12 protein-coding genes are annotated in these 17,328 nt (G+C 70.2%); 2 read left to right on the plus strand and 10 right to left on the minus strand.

Annotated elements, in window-relative coordinates; all coding sequences use genetic code 11:
* Positions 1-91: 91 nt before the first annotated feature.
* The 6 genes from ACIO5E_RS22455 to ACIO5E_RS22480 form a co-directional block, all read right to left on the minus strand.
* A complete protein-coding gene (locus tag ACIO5E_RS22455) occupies positions 92-697 on the minus strand; it encodes a hypothetical protein (protein ID WP_400670539.1) in 606 nt (201 codons plus the stop codon).
* Between the two features lie 406 nt (positions 698-1,103).
* A complete protein-coding gene (locus ACIO5E_RS22460) occupies positions 1,104-3,515 on the minus strand; it encodes a glycosyl hydrolase family 95 catalytic domain-containing protein (RefSeq protein WP_400670541.1) in 2,412 nt (803 codons plus the stop codon).
* Between the two features lie 61 nt (positions 3,516-3,576).
* On the minus strand, positions 3,577-6,579 hold the full coding sequence (locus tag ACIO5E_RS22465) for a DUF5696 domain-containing protein (protein WP_400670544.1): 3,003 nt from the start codon (positions 6,577-6,579) through the stop codon (positions 3,577-3,579).
* Positions 6,580-6,653: 74 nt separating this feature from the next.
* Positions 6,654-7,487 (minus strand): carbohydrate ABC transporter permease, encoded by an 834-nt coding sequence (locus ACIO5E_RS22470; RefSeq protein ID WP_400670546.1) that lies wholly within the window; start codon positions 7,485-7,487, stop codon positions 6,654-6,656.
* Entirely contained in the window at positions 7,484-8,374 is an 891-nt protein-coding gene (locus ACIO5E_RS22475) for a carbohydrate ABC transporter permease (protein ID WP_400670549.1), read from the minus strand. The genes ACIO5E_RS22470 and ACIO5E_RS22475 overlap by 4 nt, the downstream gene beginning before the upstream one ends.
* 73 nt (positions 8,375-8,447) lie before the next feature.
* Positions 8,448-9,776, minus strand: coding sequence for an ABC transporter substrate-binding protein (locus ACIO5E_RS22480; protein WP_400670552.1), 1,329 nt, complete (start codon positions 9,774-9,776; stop codon positions 8,448-8,450).
* Between the two features lie 241 nt (positions 9,777-10,017).
* On the opposite strand from ACIO5E_RS22480, the gene ACIO5E_RS22485 reads away from it, so the two are divergent.
* On the plus strand, positions 10,018-12,084 hold the full coding sequence (locus tag ACIO5E_RS22485; protein WP_400670555.1) for an alpha-L-fucosidase: 2,067 nt from the start codon (positions 10,018-10,020) through the stop codon (positions 12,082-12,084).
* A gap of 49 nt (positions 12,085-12,133) precedes the next feature.
* Here the strand turns inward: ACIO5E_RS22485 and ACIO5E_RS22490 are convergent, their stop codons facing one another.
* From ACIO5E_RS22490 to ACIO5E_RS22505, 4 genes are all read right to left on the minus strand, one after another.
* The gene (locus ACIO5E_RS22490; RefSeq protein ID WP_400670556.1) at positions 12,134-12,892 is read right to left on the minus strand and encodes a DeoR/GlpR family DNA-binding transcription regulator; all 759 of its coding nucleotides are present in this window, start codon (positions 12,890-12,892) and stop codon (positions 12,134-12,136) included.
* Between the two features lie 66 nt (positions 12,893-12,958).
* Positions 12,959-13,807 carry a ketose-bisphosphate aldolase gene (locus ACIO5E_RS22495; protein WP_400670559.1) on the minus strand — a complete coding sequence of 283 codons (849 nt, stop codon included), beginning with the start codon at positions 13,805-13,807 and terminating at the stop codon, positions 12,959-12,961.
* The gene (locus ACIO5E_RS22500; protein ID WP_400670561.1) at positions 13,798-14,730 is read right to left on the minus strand and encodes a 1-phosphofructokinase family hexose kinase; all 933 of its coding nucleotides are present in this window, start codon (positions 14,728-14,730) and stop codon (positions 13,798-13,800) included. The genes ACIO5E_RS22495 and ACIO5E_RS22500 overlap by 10 nt, the downstream gene beginning before the upstream one ends.
* Positions 14,731-14,881: 151 nt before the next feature.
* Positions 14,882-15,754, minus strand: a complete 873-nt coding sequence (locus ACIO5E_RS22505; RefSeq protein WP_400670563.1) for an SIS domain-containing protein — start codon at positions 15,752-15,754, stop codon at positions 14,882-14,884.
* 246 nt (positions 15,755-16,000) lie between these two features.
* Here ACIO5E_RS22505 and ACIO5E_RS22510 point away from each other — a divergent pair, with 246 nt between their 5' ends.
* Positions 16,001-17,014, plus strand: a complete 1,014-nt coding sequence (locus ACIO5E_RS22510; RefSeq protein ID WP_400670565.1) for an ROK family protein — start codon at positions 16,001-16,003, stop codon at positions 17,012-17,014.
* Positions 17,015-17,328 lie beyond the last annotated feature (314 nt).

Here is a 17,328-nt window from a genome sequence, read left to right on the forward strand (position 1 = left end):
CCGGGGACCGCTCGTCACGCGGTCCCCCACCCGACCTCGCCGCAGCCGCCGTCGTGCAGCCCTGAACGGGGGGACATTCGTCCCGTCAGCATCAGCCGACGGGGTACTCCCACTCGACGGCGGGAGCCCCGTCGGCGGACGGCTGAACCGTCAGCAGGTGCTCGGCGATCTCCAACGGCACGGCCACCAGCGGGATTCCGGAGTCCAGCGGGATGCTGACCCGGTGGACCGCGCCGAGGGCGGACACTTCGACCACCGCGGTGGTCTCACCGATGAGACCGACGGCATCCAGGCGGGCCACCACGTCCGGACGGCCGATATCGGTGGGGTAACCGGTGAGCGTGAACAGGAGGTCGCCGATGTCTTCGAGCAGGTCGGCGTAGACCAGCAGTGGTGGCGCCTCCCCGGTCACCGGGAACCGGGTCAGCGGCCTCGGGTCCGGGACGGCCCATCCGCCTTCGCGGGCGAGGGCCACATGAAGGTCGTGCCGGGTCGCCGTGGTCGGCAGCAGCACCGGCGCTCCCGCCTTCGGGCTCACCGTGGTGACCAGTGCGAGGGGGACTCCGTCCGAGTCCTCGGCGGAGGGGAAGGCGATCCGTGCCAGGTACCGGCTGCCGCCGGCGTTGGCACGCTGAAGTGCCGCGGCCTCCTGGAGGAAGTTCCCGCGCTGGAGCTGCTGCCGTTGATCCGCCGCCATGGTCTTGCCCGTCTTCCGCGCACTGTCCGAATGGTCAGGAGGGGGCGCCCGGTCCGAGCCGGTACCGGTGGGACGGCCGTCCGCCCAGTGGCGTCGGCTGCGTTGCCACCGGCACCGGCGGCAGCCTGTGGGCCGGGCCCCGCGCCGGAGCCCGCCCTCCGGTGCGAGCCGTACGACACGCACGCGCTCAGGGTGCCACGGAGAACCTGAGGTTCTGATGAGCGCCGGCGTCGCACGCCGCTCGCTCTGCGGGCTCTGTGACGGGTGTCTTCGACCTGGTGGTGGTCGGCGACGCCGCCACGATCGGACGCGCACGCCGCTGACCGTGTGCCCGGGCGGGGACCGCACCGTCCTCACCGCCGCGGCCGGCCCGGCCTCCTTCGCAGTTCAGGTGGGGCAGCGCTGCCTACCGGTCGAGCGGGTCTCCGGTCAGCTCGGTGAACTCCCGGCCGAGGCGGATGCTCAGCTGCCTCCCCCGGTGGACGACGGTGTGCTCCCCACAGGCCCGCTCGTGCAGTGCCCGCAGCCGGGCGGCGAGGAGTTCGGGGCCGCCCGGGCCCTGCTTCCACTCCAGGTCGACCTCGACGCCCGGGCGGGCCACCAACCCTCGTATCCGGCCGGTGCCGAACTCGGCGGGGACGGCGGGCAACAGGGTGATGCGGCCTTCGTGGCTCTGCACGAAGCACTCGGCGACGGCCGCGACGTAGCCGAGGTTGGCGTCGATCTGGAACGGCGGGTGGGCGGCGAACAGGTTGGGGTACAGACCCCCGGACCACGGGCCCCGGTCGGTCTCCAGGTCGCGGAAGAGCAGCGCCAGTAGGCGGCTGACGGCCTCCGGCTCCCCCAGCCGCGCCCGCAGGGCGAGCCGCCAGGCCAGCGACCAGCCGGTCGAGTCGTCTCCGCGCCGGTCCAGTGTGCGACTGGCCGCCGCGCGCAGGCCCTCGTCCAACCCGGCGCCGGGGAAGAGCCGGTAGAGGTGTGACTGGTGCCGGTGCCGGGGATCGACTGCGACGAGGTCGTCGAGCCATTCGGCGATGCCTCCGTCCCGGCCGATGCGCACGGCCGGAATGCGGGCCAGTGCGGATCGGGCCCGGTCCACCAGGCGGTCGTCGGCCTGTCCGAGCCGTTCGGCGAGGTCGAGCAGGCTCTGGAACAGCTCGGCCGTCAGGCTCAGGTCCATGGTCGATGATCGCGCGACCGCCGCCGCTCCACCGTCCGGGAGGAGGAATTCGTTCTCGGGCGAGGTCGACGGCACGGTGCCGAGGCTGCCGTCCGGTTGCTCGACGAGCCAGTCGAGCAGGAACTCCGCGGCCGAGGCGGTGACCGGCCAGACGGTGCTTCGCGCGAACCGCTCCGGATCGGGCTCCGATCGGGCGCCGAAGGCGAGGTGGTCGTGGAGGTGCCGGACCAGCCAAGGGCCGGCGAACGGCCAGAACGCCCACTTCGGTTCGTGCCGGCCCTGGCCGACCGGCTGGGTGTAGGCCCAGATGTCGGTGTTGTGGTGGGCCACCCATCCGGATGCCCCGTACAGCCGGCGAGCGGTCTCCCGGCCGTTGCGGCTCAGCGTCTCGACCAGCTCGATCAGGGGTGGCACGGTCTCGGGGAGGTTGGCGACCTCGGCCGGCCAGTAGTTCATCTGCAGGTTGATGTTGGTGGTGAAGCCGGAACTCCAGGCGGCACGCAGCGAGTCGTTCCAGATGCCCTGCAGGTTGGCGGGGGTCCCGCCGCGCCGGGAGCAGGAGATCAGCAGGTAGCGACCGTAGTCGAAGAGCAGGACCGCGAACTGCGGGTCGGCGGCCAGCGCTCCCCGTGGGTGGGCGTTGGCCGCCAGCAGGCGCTCGCCGGTCGAGTCCTCGGCCGGTTCCGGCGCGTCCATCTCCCAGCTGACGCGCCCGAACAGCTCACGATGATCGGCGAGTTGGCGTCCCCGGATCGCCGGTACGCCGCGCTCCAGCGCGCTGGCCAGCTGCGCGCTCGCGCGGGCCAGGGCGTCGTGCTCGTCGCCGTGAGGAGGACACCCCATGCGCTGGAAGGTGGTGGCGGTGGCGATGACCAGGTCCAGAGCGGTGACGTTGGTCAGCGTCGCGTGTGTCCCGTCCCGGCCCGCGACCACCTGGCCGTCGTGGAGCAGCGCGACGCTCGCGGCCCCGCGCAGCGCGGCGCCCGGTGTGCTGTCCCAGGAGATCGGCTCCCGCGCCTGGTCATGGGCGGGCAGGACGTCGCTGGGAAGTTGCAGCAGGATCGCCAGCGTCCCGCTGCCGACCGGCTGCGGGGCGCCCAGTGTCCGCAGCGGGGAGGTGAGCGAGACCACTACGTCGACCGGGCGCCCGGCCCGCAACCGGTGGACCAGCACGCGGTCGGGATGGCCGGCGAACGAGGTCTGCCGCACCTCGGTCCCGTCGCGCTGCCATCGCGTTTCGTGGGTGGCCGTGCCGAGATCGAGGCTGCGCTCGTAGCAGTCGGGTTCGCTGTGCCAGGTGTCCGATCCGGCGGGCGAGACCCGCAGCGACAGGTCGACGAACGGCAGGAAGGCCTGGCCGTGCCGGTGTTGTAGCCTTCGGACCGCCGCGTCCGCGGCCTCGGAGGCTCCCTCCAGCAGCGCGACCCGTGCGGCGTCCACCGCTGCTCGGGCCTGCTCCGCGGTGACCATCGGCGGCAGCTGCTCGCTCGCTGTGCTCCCCGACCAGGCGGTGCCTTCGTTGATCTGCAGCCGTTCGGTGTCGACGCCGCCGAACAGCATCGCTCCTTGGTATCCGTTGCCGATCGGCAGGGCCTCGGTCCACTCCCGGGCCGGCCGGCGATACCTCAGAACACTCAACGTGGTGATCCCTTCCTTGGACTGGTGGCACCACCGACGGCACCGGCGCAGCAGGAGGCGGTCAGTTGACGGTGGTGAAGCCGTCGAGCAGCATGTACTCGCCGCTCTGCTTGGTGAGGGTGACGGTGTGGGGGCCCGAGCTCAAGCCGCGCCTCGAGAAGACGGCCTGCTGTGCCGATCGGCTCGCTGCGAAGGTACCGACCGTCTGCGGCGCGCCGCCGTCGACGGAGACGGTGATGTCACCCTGGTCGGCGTTCTTCTCCGACAGGACGTCGACGCCCGCACCGAAGAACGTGAACGAGGCCGAGCTGCCGTTGGCGGTCGTGGCGTGCACGTCACCGGACAGGTCGCCGAAGGTCCGGGACCGGTGGTACTGCCAGCCGGCTCCGTTGTAGGCGATACCGGAGTTGCTGTCGTTGACGGTCCGGGTGGGCGGGATGTTGCTGGTGACCTTGAAGGCGTCGATCAGCAGGTACGAACTGCTGGTATTCACCACCTTCAAGGTGTGGGCGCCGTAGGTGAGCCCGGCGACGCTGTGGAGCGGCACCTGCGCCGACCGGCTGGAGGCGTTGGCGTTGACGCTCTGGACGAGCTGGCCGTCCAGGTAGATGTCGGCGGTGCCTTCGTCGCTGTTCTTCTCGGTGAGCAGGTCGATGCCGGTGCCGGTGAAGCCCACGGTCGCCGAGTCGCCGCTGGTCGAGGTGGCATGCACGTCGTTGCCGTGGTCACCGAGGCCCCGGTTGGTGTGGGCGGCCCATCCGCTGCCGGAGTAGCTGACAGCGGCGGAGTCGTCGTTGACCATCGTGGGCGTCTGCTGGTCGAGGTAGACGATGACCGGGACGCCGGCCGGCACGCTGACGCTGATCGTGCCCGTGTCGACGGTGGCGGTGATGTCACCGCGGTGGTCGCCGTACAGTGCGGAGGCTCGGACCTTGGCGGGGTCGGCACCGGCCGGCAGCGGGTAGGTCAGCGTCTTGGCGGTCTGCGAGTAGAAGGCGATCCGGGTGCTGTCCATCGGCACCGTCGCGCTGTACCCGTTCATGATCTGCTTGCCGTTGTACACGGCCGAGAACGTGTTGGTCTGGTAGTTGATGTCGATCGTCGCGGTGTTGCCGGAGCGGTCCGAGAGGGTCTGGTGGATCGACTGCCGGTCGGCGCTGCGGGTGAAGGTGTCGATGTCGAGCTTGGACAGCAGCATCCACGGCCGGTAGACCAGGTAGTAGGCGTCCGCGACGTCCTTGTCGCCGGCGGTGCGCCCCGAGAGGGTGACCCAGTCTGCGGACCGGTTGTTGTTCACCAGCATGACCTTGGGGTCCACGTCCAGCGTCATGCGCGGAATGCTCGGGTTGCCGTAGTCCTTCCCGCCGTAGATCACGCTGTGGCGGAGCACCGTGGCCATGAAAGGCACCTCGGTGCTGGGGGGACCGACCCAGCCGCCGCCTTCCGGCCCGTCGACGGCCATGGTCAGCTTGCCGATGAACGGGTACCGCGCGGCCTCGCTGTTGACCGCGACGCCGTACTTGGCGTACTCGTCGATGATCTTGAACTTGCCGCCGACGATGTTGTCGACGGCGCTGGCGGGGTGGGAGGGGTCCCAGTCGTTGCGCAGGGCCCAGGTCGACATCGCGTCGATGAGCGCGGCGTCGTGCAGGCCGTAGGTGGTGATGGTGCCGTCGGCGCGGGCCAGGGCCCGACCGCTGTCGACGTACTTCTTCATCCCGGCGATGTAGCTGCCGTCGGTGCCGTTCCAGGCATGGTTGGTCTGGAGCTGGTTGTCGATGGTGCGGGTGACGTCGGCGGAGTTGAAGCAGGCGCTGGCGACCTGGGCGTTGCAGCTCCACGGGTCGTTGTACATGTCGTCGTAGTTGTCGTCGAAGGTGACGTTGGTGTCGTACAGGTTGGCGGCGTTGGCCCGCAGCGCCTTCAGAGCGTCCGGGCCACCGAGGGCGCTGTTGACCTGGGTGTAGTTGGGTTCGGCTGTGTCGTGCCCACCCTCGTAGGCTCCGGCGAACTGCATCACCTGCGGGTTGCCGTCGATCAGGTTCGAGATCCGCCCGGCGAGCCGCTGTGCCTGGTCGAACGTGGTGGTGACCCCGTGGCGGCCCGTCTGGCCGAGCACCTGGTAGACGAACTTGTCGTCGTAGTAGTGCGAGGGGATCGGCGGAGCCTGGTCCCGCATGGTCTTGGCGAGGTCCAGCCAGTCCACCGAGCCGCTCGCGTCGTAGTCGCCGGCGAAGGTCAGCTGCGCGATCAGCGCCTGGTTGACCGGTATGTTCGGCGTCGCGGATCCTCCGCGCACGCGGTACTGGGCGCCGACGCCCGCGGTGTAGTGCTTGTTGGAGCCGCTGGTGTACACCGACGCGAAGGTCTGGGTCAGGTAACCCTTGAGTTCCAGTGAGCCCGTGGCCCCGGTCGTGCCCACGGCGTCGACCGGGTAGTAGGGGACCGTGCCCAGGGCGGAGTCGTCGGGGGACGTGTCGAGTCGGGGCTTGTCGCCCACGCCGGCGTTGGCGAGCGGGTTGAGCCGGCCGCCGCCGTTGGCGTCCAGGATCCACGGCGAACCGCCGTCCTCCTGGCGAACCGACAGCAGGCTCGGGAGGTTCACCGAGATCAGCTGGTAGCCGGAGGTCTCCGTGACGTCCTGCAGACTGATGGCGACGTTGGCCCCGGAGACGTCGTACTGGATCGCCAAGGACGCCGTCCTGGTGACGCCGTCGCTCCAGTACGCGTCGTAGAAGACCTTCGCCTGGGTCGAGGACGGCGTCTCGATGCGGTTGAACCGCAGCGAGTTCGCCCCTGAGAACTCGCTGTTGGAGCTGTTGCGTGAAGCCGCCGTCAGCTGGTTGGCGCTGCTGCCGCTCATGTCATTGCCGCGCAGCCACGCGTTCGACCAGGTGGGGAAGGTGTACTGGGCTGGCAGGCCGGTGGCCGGGTCGAACTGCACCTGGACCAGCGAGGAGCTGATCGAGGAATCGGCCGCCACGGCCGGGGCCGCCGGGACGAGCGTGCCGATGATCAAAGCGACCGGGCAGGCCAGGGCTGCCAGCCGTCGTCTACGGTGCATGAAGACTCCTGGGTGGGGGTGATCTTCAGGGGTGCCCACGGCCAGTCCGTGGGAGCGTGGGGGCCTTGCGGGAATCAGTCCTTGGTCGCGCCGCTGGTGAGCCCGTTCGTGATGAAGCGCTGGCCGAGGACGACGAGCAGCACGGCGGGGACAGCGAGCAGGACCAGGCTGGCGCTGTAGCGCGCGGAGTCGACCGGGGAGGCCGACAGGGCGTTGTGGAAGGTGGAGACGGCCTGGGCGGCGGTGGTCATTTCGGGCTCGGTGTTGAGGACACTCGGCCAGAGGTAGTCCTGCAGGGACCACATGAAGCACAGCACGGTCAGGTTGACGATCGCGGGCCGGGCGATGGGGACGAAGATCCGGGTGAAGATCCGCAGGTGTCCGGCGCGGTCCATGATCGCCGCCTCCAGCAGGGTGTCGGGCACGTTCTCCGCGTGGTTGCGCATCAGCAGGACCCCGAACGGGACGGTGAGCGCCGCCTCCGGCAGACCGACCCCCAGGTGGCTGTCGAACAGGTCCAGTTGCTGGGTCACGTGGTAGAGCGGTACCAGGATCGCGGTTCCGGGGATGGCCAGGAACAGGATGGTCCCGTAGTACAGCGCCTCACGGCCGCGGAAGCGCAGCTTGCCGAAGGCGTATCCCGCCGGGAGCGAGACGAAGAGCACCACCGCGGTGTGCACGACCCCGTTGAGCAGGCTGTTGAGGTAGGTGCGCCAGATCGGGACGCCGCCCAGCGGATCGCTGAACAGCGAGGTGAAGTTCGAGAATCCGCCGACCTTGAGAGCCTCACGCAGCGCCGACCAGGCGGGGACCAGCCACAGCAGCGCGGTCGCCACGAGCATCGCCTGCGCGATGTACCGGTCCCTGCGCCGGCGGACGAGCAGCCCGAAGCCACCGTTCGCGCTCATCGGGAGCCCCCCTTCCTCGTCCTGATGATCAGGGCCTGCACCGCTGACACGAGCAGCGCCACGATCAGGACGAGCCCGGATGCCGCCGAGGCGTAGCCGATCGTGGAACCGCCGGAGGTGACATAGCGGTAGGTGTAGGTGCCGACGATCTCGGTGGTGTCGTCGGGACCGCCACCCGTGGAGAGCAGCACCAGCTCGAACGCCCGGAAGGAGCCGAGGAGGAGGGCGAGCGTCACGGTGATGTGGGTGCTGCGCATCATCGGGTGGATGACCGTGCGCATCATCTGCAGCGGTCCGGCGCCGTCCAGGACCGCCGCTTCCAGGACGTCGGTGCGCATCGCGGCGAGGTCCGCCGTGTAGTACATGATCGGCAGACCGATCAGGTAGGCGAACAACCCGATGACCGAGGCGAACGCCCAGCCCGGCTCGGTCAGCCAGTGCTGGGCCAGCCCGCCGAGGCCGATCGAGCGCAGCGCCTGGTTGAGCGCGCCGTCCTGGTACTGCAGCATCCGCCCGAACACAGTCGCGATGAGCGCGATCGGAGTCAGGGCCGGCACGAGGAAGACGGCGTAGTACAGCCGGCGCCCGCCGATGCCGGAAGCCAGCATGACGGCGATCACGAACGCCAGGGTGAGCGAGACTGCGATGCTGCCCGCCGCGAAGAGGAGGTTGTTGCGGATGGCCGTCAGGAAGGTGTGGTCTTCCAGCAGCAACCGGTAGTTCCGCCAGCCGACGTCGACGGCGTTGGAGAAGTTGATCGACACCTTGGTGAAGCTGGCTCCGATCAGGAACCAGCAGCTGTAGGCGTAGTAGACCGCGTAGGCCAGGAACAGCGGGGAGAGGAAGAGGAGAGCGGTCCGCCCCTCGCCCTTCAGCTTGCGTCGCATCGGTAGCCTTTCATCGGACCGCGGTCCGGGCGCGGTCGCTTCGCGCCCGGTTCACAGGTCTGTGCGCTCGGCGTCAGTTGAACTTGCCGCTGTCCAGGTCGGCCTGCATCCGCTGGGCGGCCTGCTGCGGGTCGGCGCCGCCGATCACGCTGAGCACCTTCTTGCCGGCCTCGGCCGAGAACGCGCTGAGGTTGTTCCGGTCGCTGTGCGGGTTGGCGATCAGATCCTGGATGGTCTTGAGCCCGCTCTGCTCCGCGTCGGAGGCGACCGTGCCCCGTGGGGCGGACCAGCCCTGCACCGCCGGGATCAGGCCGAGCCGGTTCGCCCACTGGTCGACGCCGGCTCCGGCGGTGAGGTAGGCGATGAAGTCGGCCGCCTCCTTCGGGTGCTTGGCCTTCTTCGGGATGCCCATGGTCACGTCCAGGAAGGAGCGCAGCGAGCGGGTCGAGACGTCCGACACCGCGGGCACGGGCATCGCACCGACGTCGGTCAGCCCGATCCTGTTGGCCGCTCGGTAGGCCGGGGAGAGCAGGTTGGAGTCCCAGGTGCCGTTGAAGAGGATTGCGGCCTTGCCGGTGGCGAACGCCTCCTCGGCCTTGGCGTAGTCGACGTCGATGGAGTTCTTGTCCAGGCTGCCGTCGCCGTAGGCCTTCTGCAGGTCGGTCAGCGACTGCGCGTAGGCCGGGGTGTTCCATTTGCCGTTGTGGTAGCGGACGTTGTCGAAGAAGTTCGCGTCCTTCTGGCCCGCCAGAGTGAGCGCGAACTCGTCCTGGAACCAGGAGTCGGTGCCGGAGGGCATCACCGCCACCGAGATGCCCGGCTTCTTCTCCTGCAGGGTCTTGGCCAGCGCGGCCATGTCCGCGAAGGCCTGCGGGGGCTGGACGCCGAGTTCCTTGAGCAGGGCGGCGTTGTAGTAGCCGACCGCCGAGCCGCTCATTCCGAGCGGCACCGAGTACAGCTGACCGTCGCTGTACAGCTTCTTGCCCAGGTCGATCGCGAGGGGCTGGAACTTGGCCATCGTCCCGGCCGGCATGTCCTTCTCCCAGGAACTCAGCGGCCTCAGCTGCCCCCTGATCTGATCCGCGAACAGGTTCGGCTGGACGGCCAGGACGTCGATCTGCTGTCCGGCGTTCAGCGCCAGCGGCACCTTGGCCTTGAAATCGGCGGCGGCGATCTCATTGTTCTTGATCGTGACGTTGGGGTGGTCCTTGGTGTACGCGTCGATGGCGCGCTGCATGGCCGTGCCACCGGGTGCCCCGGTCCACGTCCACAGGTTGAGCGTGATCGGACCGGTCGCGGCCGCCTCGGGGGCGGTCGAGCTCGAACCGCTGCCGCACGCAGCCGTGAGGGTCAGGGTGCAGCCGGCCACGAGTGCGGCGAAGGCTCTCCGGGAGATGGTCATGGGGATCCTCGTGTGCGTGGGGACCGGCGGGTCATTCATCGCTCGGCCGATTGATCGGATGACTCCGTGGATGTAGCGGTTTTCTACCCCCACGTGTCCCGCATGTAAAGTCTTCGCGTCATGATTGGCCCGATGACATGGCTCCACCTCTCCCTAGGAGCCCAGCTCACTGGGAGTCAAGCAGCATCTGGACCAGTATTGGTCCGATGACTTAAGGTTCGAGCGAGATGAAGGAGATCCGATGACTTCTCCCGGCCGACCGTCCGCAGTCACCCGGCCCGCCGTTTCCTGGGCGCTGGAGCAGCTCCTGGGCCTGATCGCCCGGGGCGCTTACGCCCCCGGGCAGCAGATCCCGGTCGAACGTGGGCTCGCCCTGCAGCTCGGTGTGTCGCGCGGCTCCATCCGGGAGGCCGTGAGCGCGCTCGTCGCTCTCGGACTCGTCGCACCACGTCAGGGCGCCGGTGTGTTCGTCACCGCGCTGGACTCCGAACACCTGCTGTCCGGGCTGCGACTGGCGCTACCGATCGCCGACGAGGACCGGCGAGCCGAACTCCTCGAAGTGCACGCGGTACTCGAAGCAGCCGCCGCCGCGCGGTCGGCCGCGCTCGCCCGGCCCGAGCAGATCGCCGCGCTGGCCGATCTGGCGGAGCAGGTCGCCGCCGCCGAGGGCCATGACGAAGCCGCCGAAGCCGACCGGCAGTTCCACCTGGGACTGACCCGACTGAGCGGCAACAGCATGCTCTCCGCGTTGGCCGACGCACTGTTCAGCGCTCCGGCACGGGTCGACGTCTGGCGGACGGCCTGGGAGCAGGGTCGTGAGCAGTTGCTCCTCGACCACGACATGATGGTGTCGGCTCTGGAGCGCCGGGACGCCGACGGCGCCCGCGCCTGGGTCCTCGCCCACACCGCCCGGAGCACCACCGAACGCCGCTCCCCGCAAGCGGTGCCGACGGCCAGCAAACGACGCCGCGCCGCGACCGAGGCCGAACCGCCGAGCCGCGAGACCCCGGTATGGTTCCGGGACGCCAAGCTCGGCGTGATCATCCACTGGGGGCTGTACTCCGTCCCCGGCTGGGCGCCTCTGGACGAGTCGCTGGTCGAGCTGCTGGTCGACGACGAGAGCACGCCTCGCGGCGGCGACGAACTCGACCCGCTGGTCCCCACCCCGTTCTCCGAGTGGTATGAGAACGGTCTGGCCATCGAGTCCAGCCCCACCTGGCACTACCACCACGCCACCTACGGGGACGCGCCGTACCGGAACTTCCGCGGACCCTTCGCGACCGCGCTCGACGAATGGGACCCGAAGGAGTGGGCCGAGCTGTTCGCCGCGGCCGGCGTCCGTTACATCGTGCCGGTGGCCAAGCACCACGACGGCTACCGGCTCTGGCCGTCCCGAGTACCGCATCCGGATGGTTGGACCGCCCCCCGCGATGTGGTCGGAGAGTTCGCGGCGGCCGTGCGCGACCGGTCGATGCGGGTGGGCCTCTACTACTCCTCGGGCCTCGACTGGTCCTTCGCCAACCTCCCGGTCCGCCGCATGACCGACACGCGCGTCAGCTGCCCGCCGGGTCCCGACTACGCCGCCTACGTCGACGCACACTGGCGCGAACTCATCGAGCACTACCGTCCCGACATCCTCTGGAACGACATGGGATACCCGGGCGACCCCACTCGGCTGATCCAGGACTACTACGCGGCCGTCCCCGACGGGATCGTCAACGACCGCTTCTGGTCCGGTCCTTACGACGTGGCCACGCCCAACTTCGCCCGCCGTCACGAGGTGGACGCCCGGCCGTGGGAGGTCGCCCGCCCACTCGGCCTCTCGTTCGGCTGGAACCGCCAGGAGGGCGCCGAACACACCCTCACCGGCACCGAGTTGGTCCACCTCCTGCTCGACGTCGTGAGCAAGAACGGCAATCTCCTGCTCGGCGTCTCCCCGGACGACCGCGGCCGGATCCCCCGGCTCCAGCAGCGGGCGCTGCGCGAACTCGGCCGCTGGCTCGACGTCCACGGTGAGGCGGTCTACGGTACCCGGCCCTGGACGGTTCCCGAGTCCACCACCCAGGACGGCCTGCCGGTCCGCTTCACCACGACGGCGGACGCCCTCTACGTCCACCTCCTTGGCCCGGTGACGGGAGAGACCGTGGTCACCGATCTCCACCTGCCGCAGGACACCCAGGTCATCGAGCTCGCCTCGGCCGCGCCCGTACCCATCAAGGCCGGCCGCAAGGGAACCGTGCTCACCCTCCCCACGACGGCCGAACCGGCCGCACGCGTGGTGCGGGTCGCCCCGATCCCCGCGTCCTGACCTTTGCGCGACACCAGGAGCCACACCGAAATGGCCGGCGAACGCCCCGTCAGGCGCGGATGATCTTCACTCCACACTTCGCGATGGCCCTCGCCTGGTCGACGGCGAGCCCGAGGTCCGTCACCAGCGTGTGGACCCCGGACAACGGGCAGATCGAGGCGAAAGCCACCCTACCGACCTTGGTGCTGTCGGCGAGGACGACCGAGCGCCGACTCCTGTGGAGCAGGTCCCGGTCGGTCTGGGCTTCCATCTCGTCGTGTGTCGTGCATCCCTCCTGAGCGGTCAGGCCGTCGACACCGATGAAGGCCACGTCGAGGTGGTAGTGCGAGAGCATGCGGTCCGCCGCCGGACCGACCAGCTCATAGCTCGCCGACCGTGCGAGGCCGCCGATGACCACCAGGCGGATCTCCGGGCGCACGATCAGTTCGGCGGCGATGTTCACGGCGTTGGTGACCACGGTGATCCCGGTGCGATCGGCCAGGGCACGGGCCAACTCGGTCGTGGTGGTCCCGCCCGTCAGACCGACCACCGCGCCCTCGGGAACCAGTTCGGCGGCCGCGAGGCCGATCCGCCGTTTCTCCTCCTGCCTCCGCTCGCTCCTGCGCCGCAGCGACAGTTCGAGGTTCACCGGCCCCGTGGACGCGCCACCGCGAGTGCGGTGGAGCAGGCCCTGGTCGTGCAGTTCCTGGAGGTCCCGGCGGATCGTCGCAGCCGAGACTTCGAGCAGTTCCGAGAGCGCGTGCACATCCGCGCTCCCGGCCTCGGTGATGTGCGACAGGATCCGGACCGCGCGATCGGCTTTGAGCATGATAGAAAGTCAACCCTCCGACTCCTGCCCGTACGCGGTGACCACCCGATGGTCCTAGGGCGTGCCCTAGGCCGTCAGCACCGGGGCCTTCAGCACCTGGAGCAGCCGGGCGACCTCGGCGGCCGTCGCGGCGCGGCCGGGGCCGAGGTAGCGGCGGGTGTCGACCAGTTCGCCGTTCTCCGCGAGGGCCCGCCGGACGGCGGCGGTGAAGACCTGGTTGAGGTGGGTGGCGATGTTGATCTTCGTCATGCCGCGCTCGACGGCGAGGGTCAGGTGATCGTCGGCCACTCCGGAGGAGCCGTGCAGCACCAGCGGCACCGGGACGGCGGCGCGTAGTTCGGCGATCAGGGCGAAGTCGAGCTCGGCGTCACGGGTGGTCATGGCGTGCGAGGTCCCGACCGCGACCGCGAGCGCGTCGACGCCGGTGGCGGCCACGAACGCGGCCGCTTCGCCGGGTTCGGTCCGCGCACCCGGCGCGTGCACGCCGTCCTTGCCGCCGACTTCGCCCAGCTCCGCCTCCACCCAGACATCCGCCGCGTGGCAGCGCGCCACCACCTCCGCCGTGGCCCGGACGTTCTCCTCGTACTCCAGCACGGAGGCATCGAACATCACGGAGGTGAAACCGAGCCCGACGGCCTCCTCGACCAGCTCGGGCATCGTCGCGTGGTCCAGATGCACCGCGACCGGGACGGCGGCCGCCCGGGCCACGGCCAGAACCGCGGCACCCACCGGAGCCAGTCCTCCGTGGTAGCGGACGGCGTTCTCACTGAGCTGGAGGACCACCGGGCAGCCGGCCACCTCGGCGCCCGTGACAATGGCCTCGGCGTGTTCGAGCTGGATGACGTTGAACGCACCGACACCCTGGTTCGCGGACACCGCAGTTCCGACGATGTCACCGGTCGGGGTCAGGGGCATGGCAGGCTCCTCAAGGGTTGGATCTCCACGAGCGGTCGCAGACGCGCGCGGACGACGGGGTCGAAGTCGCCTGCCAACAGAGCGGCGGCGGCGGCGGCGGAGAGCGCGACGGCCTCCGACAACCGGTCCGGCCAGGACGCGTCGGCCGCCAGGCCGACCGTGAGCGCGGCCACGGCCGCGTCACCGGCACCGGTCGGGTTCCCGAGCAGCCGCTCAGGTACTCGGGCCTGCCAACTTCCCTCCGGTGTCACGGCGACGAGGCCATCGGGCCCGAGCGAGGCGACCACCGACTTCGCACCCGCGCCCTGCAGGGCGCGGGCGGCGAGGACGGGATCCCGCAGCCCCGTCACGGCCGCGAGTTCGTCCGCGTTGGGCTTGACCAGCACCGGCATCGCCGCCAACGAGGCCTGCAGGGCCGGTCCGTCCGCATCCACCACGGCCGGCACACCGTGGGTGCGGGCGAGAAGAACCAGCTCGGCGTAGGCATCGGCCGGCACTCCCCTGGGGAGGCTGCCGGAGAACACCACCGCCTCCGACCCGGGCAGGAGGGTATCGAGCCGGTCCAGGAACCGGCCCCACTCCCCCAAGCGGACCAGGGGCCCGGGTTCCAGCAGGATCGTCGCGTCACCGGCCAGTTCGTCCACGACGGCCACCGTCCGGCGGCTCTCGCCCGCGATCGGCACCAACCGGTCGGCCAGCCCCGCCGAGGCGAGCTCGCTGCGCAGCACCTCGCCGGTCGGACCACCGGCCAAGCCTGTGACGGCCGTGGGCTGCCCCAGGGCGTGCAGCACGCGGGAGACGTTGACACCCTTGCCGCCGGCGCGCTGGACCACCGAGCGCACCCGGTTGCTCCCGTACGGGCGCAGCCGGTCGATGTGGTAGGTGACGTCCAGCGCCGCGTTGAGGGTGACGGTGAGGATCACGACAGGCCCCTCCCCCGCGGTAGCTCCGGGGCGGGCATCGCCGCTCCCCGGTTGGCGACCTGGTGGCCGGGCTCGCCGACCCCACAGCCATGGCCATGCGTGGTACCCACGTCGAGCGCGATCACCGCGGCTCGACCGCCGGTCGGCTCGGTCACGTCTGCTCCAGCACGATCGAGCGGGTGAGGTTGCGCGGCTGGTCGGGGTCGAGACCGCGCAGCCCGGCCAGTTCGACGGCGAGGCGTTGGGCCCGGATCAGGTCGGCCATCGGGTCCAGGGTGCTGACCGACACCCGGGCGCCGGTGAGGCGCACCTGGTCCACGAGCCCGGCCGGGGGCCGACCGAAGAACCACACCAGGCTGTCCGGACCGGTGACGCTGATCGGACCGTGCCGGTACTCCATCGCGGGGTAGGACTCGGTCCAACTTCCCGATGCCTCACGGAGCTTGAGCGCTGCCTCGTGGGCGAGCCCGACGGTCCAGCCGACACCGAGGAAGGTGAACTGGGTCGCGTCGGTGGCACCCTCCGGCAGCGGCTCGGCCAGCGCCCGCTCGCCATCGGCGGGCAGATCGGCGGGGGCCAGCCAGAGGTGGCCGCGGAGCAGAGCGAGCACGGTCGTGGCGAACCGGGTCTGCACCACCGACTTCTCGTCGGCGAACCCCAGGTCCACCACGGACTGCGCGGCCGTGCTGATCGGGGTGGCGACGTCCCCGGTGATCGCGACGGTGGCCGGGCCCTCGGCGCGGCCGAGGGCGGCGAGCACCTCGGTCGTCGTGCCGGAGCGGGTGATCGCGACCACCCGGTCGTAGTGGCGTGCGGCGGGGTACTCGGAGGCCGCGAAGGCATCGGTCTCGCCGAGCCCGGCCGACTCACGCAGTGCCGCATAGGCCTGGGCGATGTAGAGCGACGTGCCGCAGCCGATCACCGCCACCCGCTCTCCTACCAGCGGCAAGTGGGCGGTGTTCGCCTCCAGTGCCGTGCGCCAGTGCTCGGGCTGGCTGACGATCTCCTGCTGGACATGACTCATGACGGCCTCCATAGGCGCGGTCAAGGAGGACTGCTCATACATGCGCATTTCTTGACGCTTCAGAGCAGCTATGAACATCATCATGCAGGCATCACTCGGCCCGCGCCAGGTCTTGACCGGATGGAATAAAGGAATTTAACTTATTAGGCCGAGCTGAACCCTCGGCGCCCCATCCTGCCCCCGGACAGCGGGTCCGGTCAGCCTGCCTGCAGCCGACCGGAGCCTCGCACGAGAGAACCCCCTCGGATGCTGACAGAGACGCCGTTGCACCCCCACATCCACCACAGCCCGGCACCCGGGACAGCCGACACCCGACTGGCTCACACGGTCATCGGCGTCGACTTCGGTGGCACCAAGACCGAACTCGCCCTCGCCGACCCAAACGGGACGATCCTCGTCCGCAAGCGGCTGGCGACACTCGCCGAGCAAGGACCCGACCAAGCCCTCGTACGCGCTGCCCAGGCCGTCCGGCAACTGGCCCTCGAATCCGAGACCCGCTTCAACGCACCGGTCACCGCCCACGCCGCCGTCGCACCGGGCATCATCCAGTCCCACCGCATCCTGCTCACCCCCAACCTGCCCGGCTGGGAAGAACTCGCCCTCTCCGCACGCCTCGCCGAGGAGTTCGGTGTCCCGACCGTCCCCGTCGCCAACGACGTCCGGGCCGGCGCACTCGCCGAGCTTCGCCTCGGCGAACTACGCAACGCCGACCCCGGCCTCTACATCAACCTCGGCACCGGCCTCGCCGCCGCGCTCGCCGTCGGCGGACACATCGTGTACGGCGCCAACCAGGCGGCAGGCGAGATCGCCTACGTCAACCCCGGCAACGCACCCCTGAACGCCGTCGCCACCGGCCGCGCCCCCCTCGAAGAACTCCTCGGCGGCAGACAGCTGGCCGAACGTGCCAAGGAACTCCTCGGCGATACCGCCACCGGCGGCGACCTCTTCCGCAGCACCCACCCCGCCGCTCGCGCGCTGGCCCACCAGAGGCTCACCCTGCTCGCGATGGCACTCGCCAACATGGCCTCGCTCGTCGACCCCGCCCGCATCGTCCTCGGCGGAGGAATGATGTCCGCCGCCGACACGATCCTCCCCGAACTCGAACGCCTGCTGGCCGACGCCCTGCCCTTCCCCACCGAGCTGAAGGTCGCCCGGTTCCGCCGGGACGCCTCCCTCCACGGCGCGATCGTCCTCGCACTGGACGACCTCCGCACACGGGAAACCCACCCCGACCTCGACGACGACCCCGACGCGTCCTGAGGTCCGAGTCGCCGGTGGCAACAACCACGGCCTCGTCGTGTCCTGACCCGCCATCGGCGAGCTCGACGAGTACGACCCCGCCACCGTGCGGCCTCTGGTGGCCACCGGGTCGACCCGGCAACGTGCCGCCCGGCTCCCCGCGCATCCCTGACCGGCACACCAGAACGGCGTCCCACCCACGACGCCTCCGTACCAGCCCGGCCGATCACCACCCCCGGCCGGCCACCGACACCCGGACCGGGTCCGGAGCACCGGTCACCACCAGTACGACCGCACCGGTGCCGCCATCCGACCCGTCAGTCCGGTTGGAGCCA

It is taken from the genome of Kitasatospora sp. NPDC087314, from assembly GCF_044744365.1.
Classification (GTDB): Bacteria; Actinomycetota; Actinomycetes; order Streptomycetales; family Streptomycetaceae; genus Kitasatospora.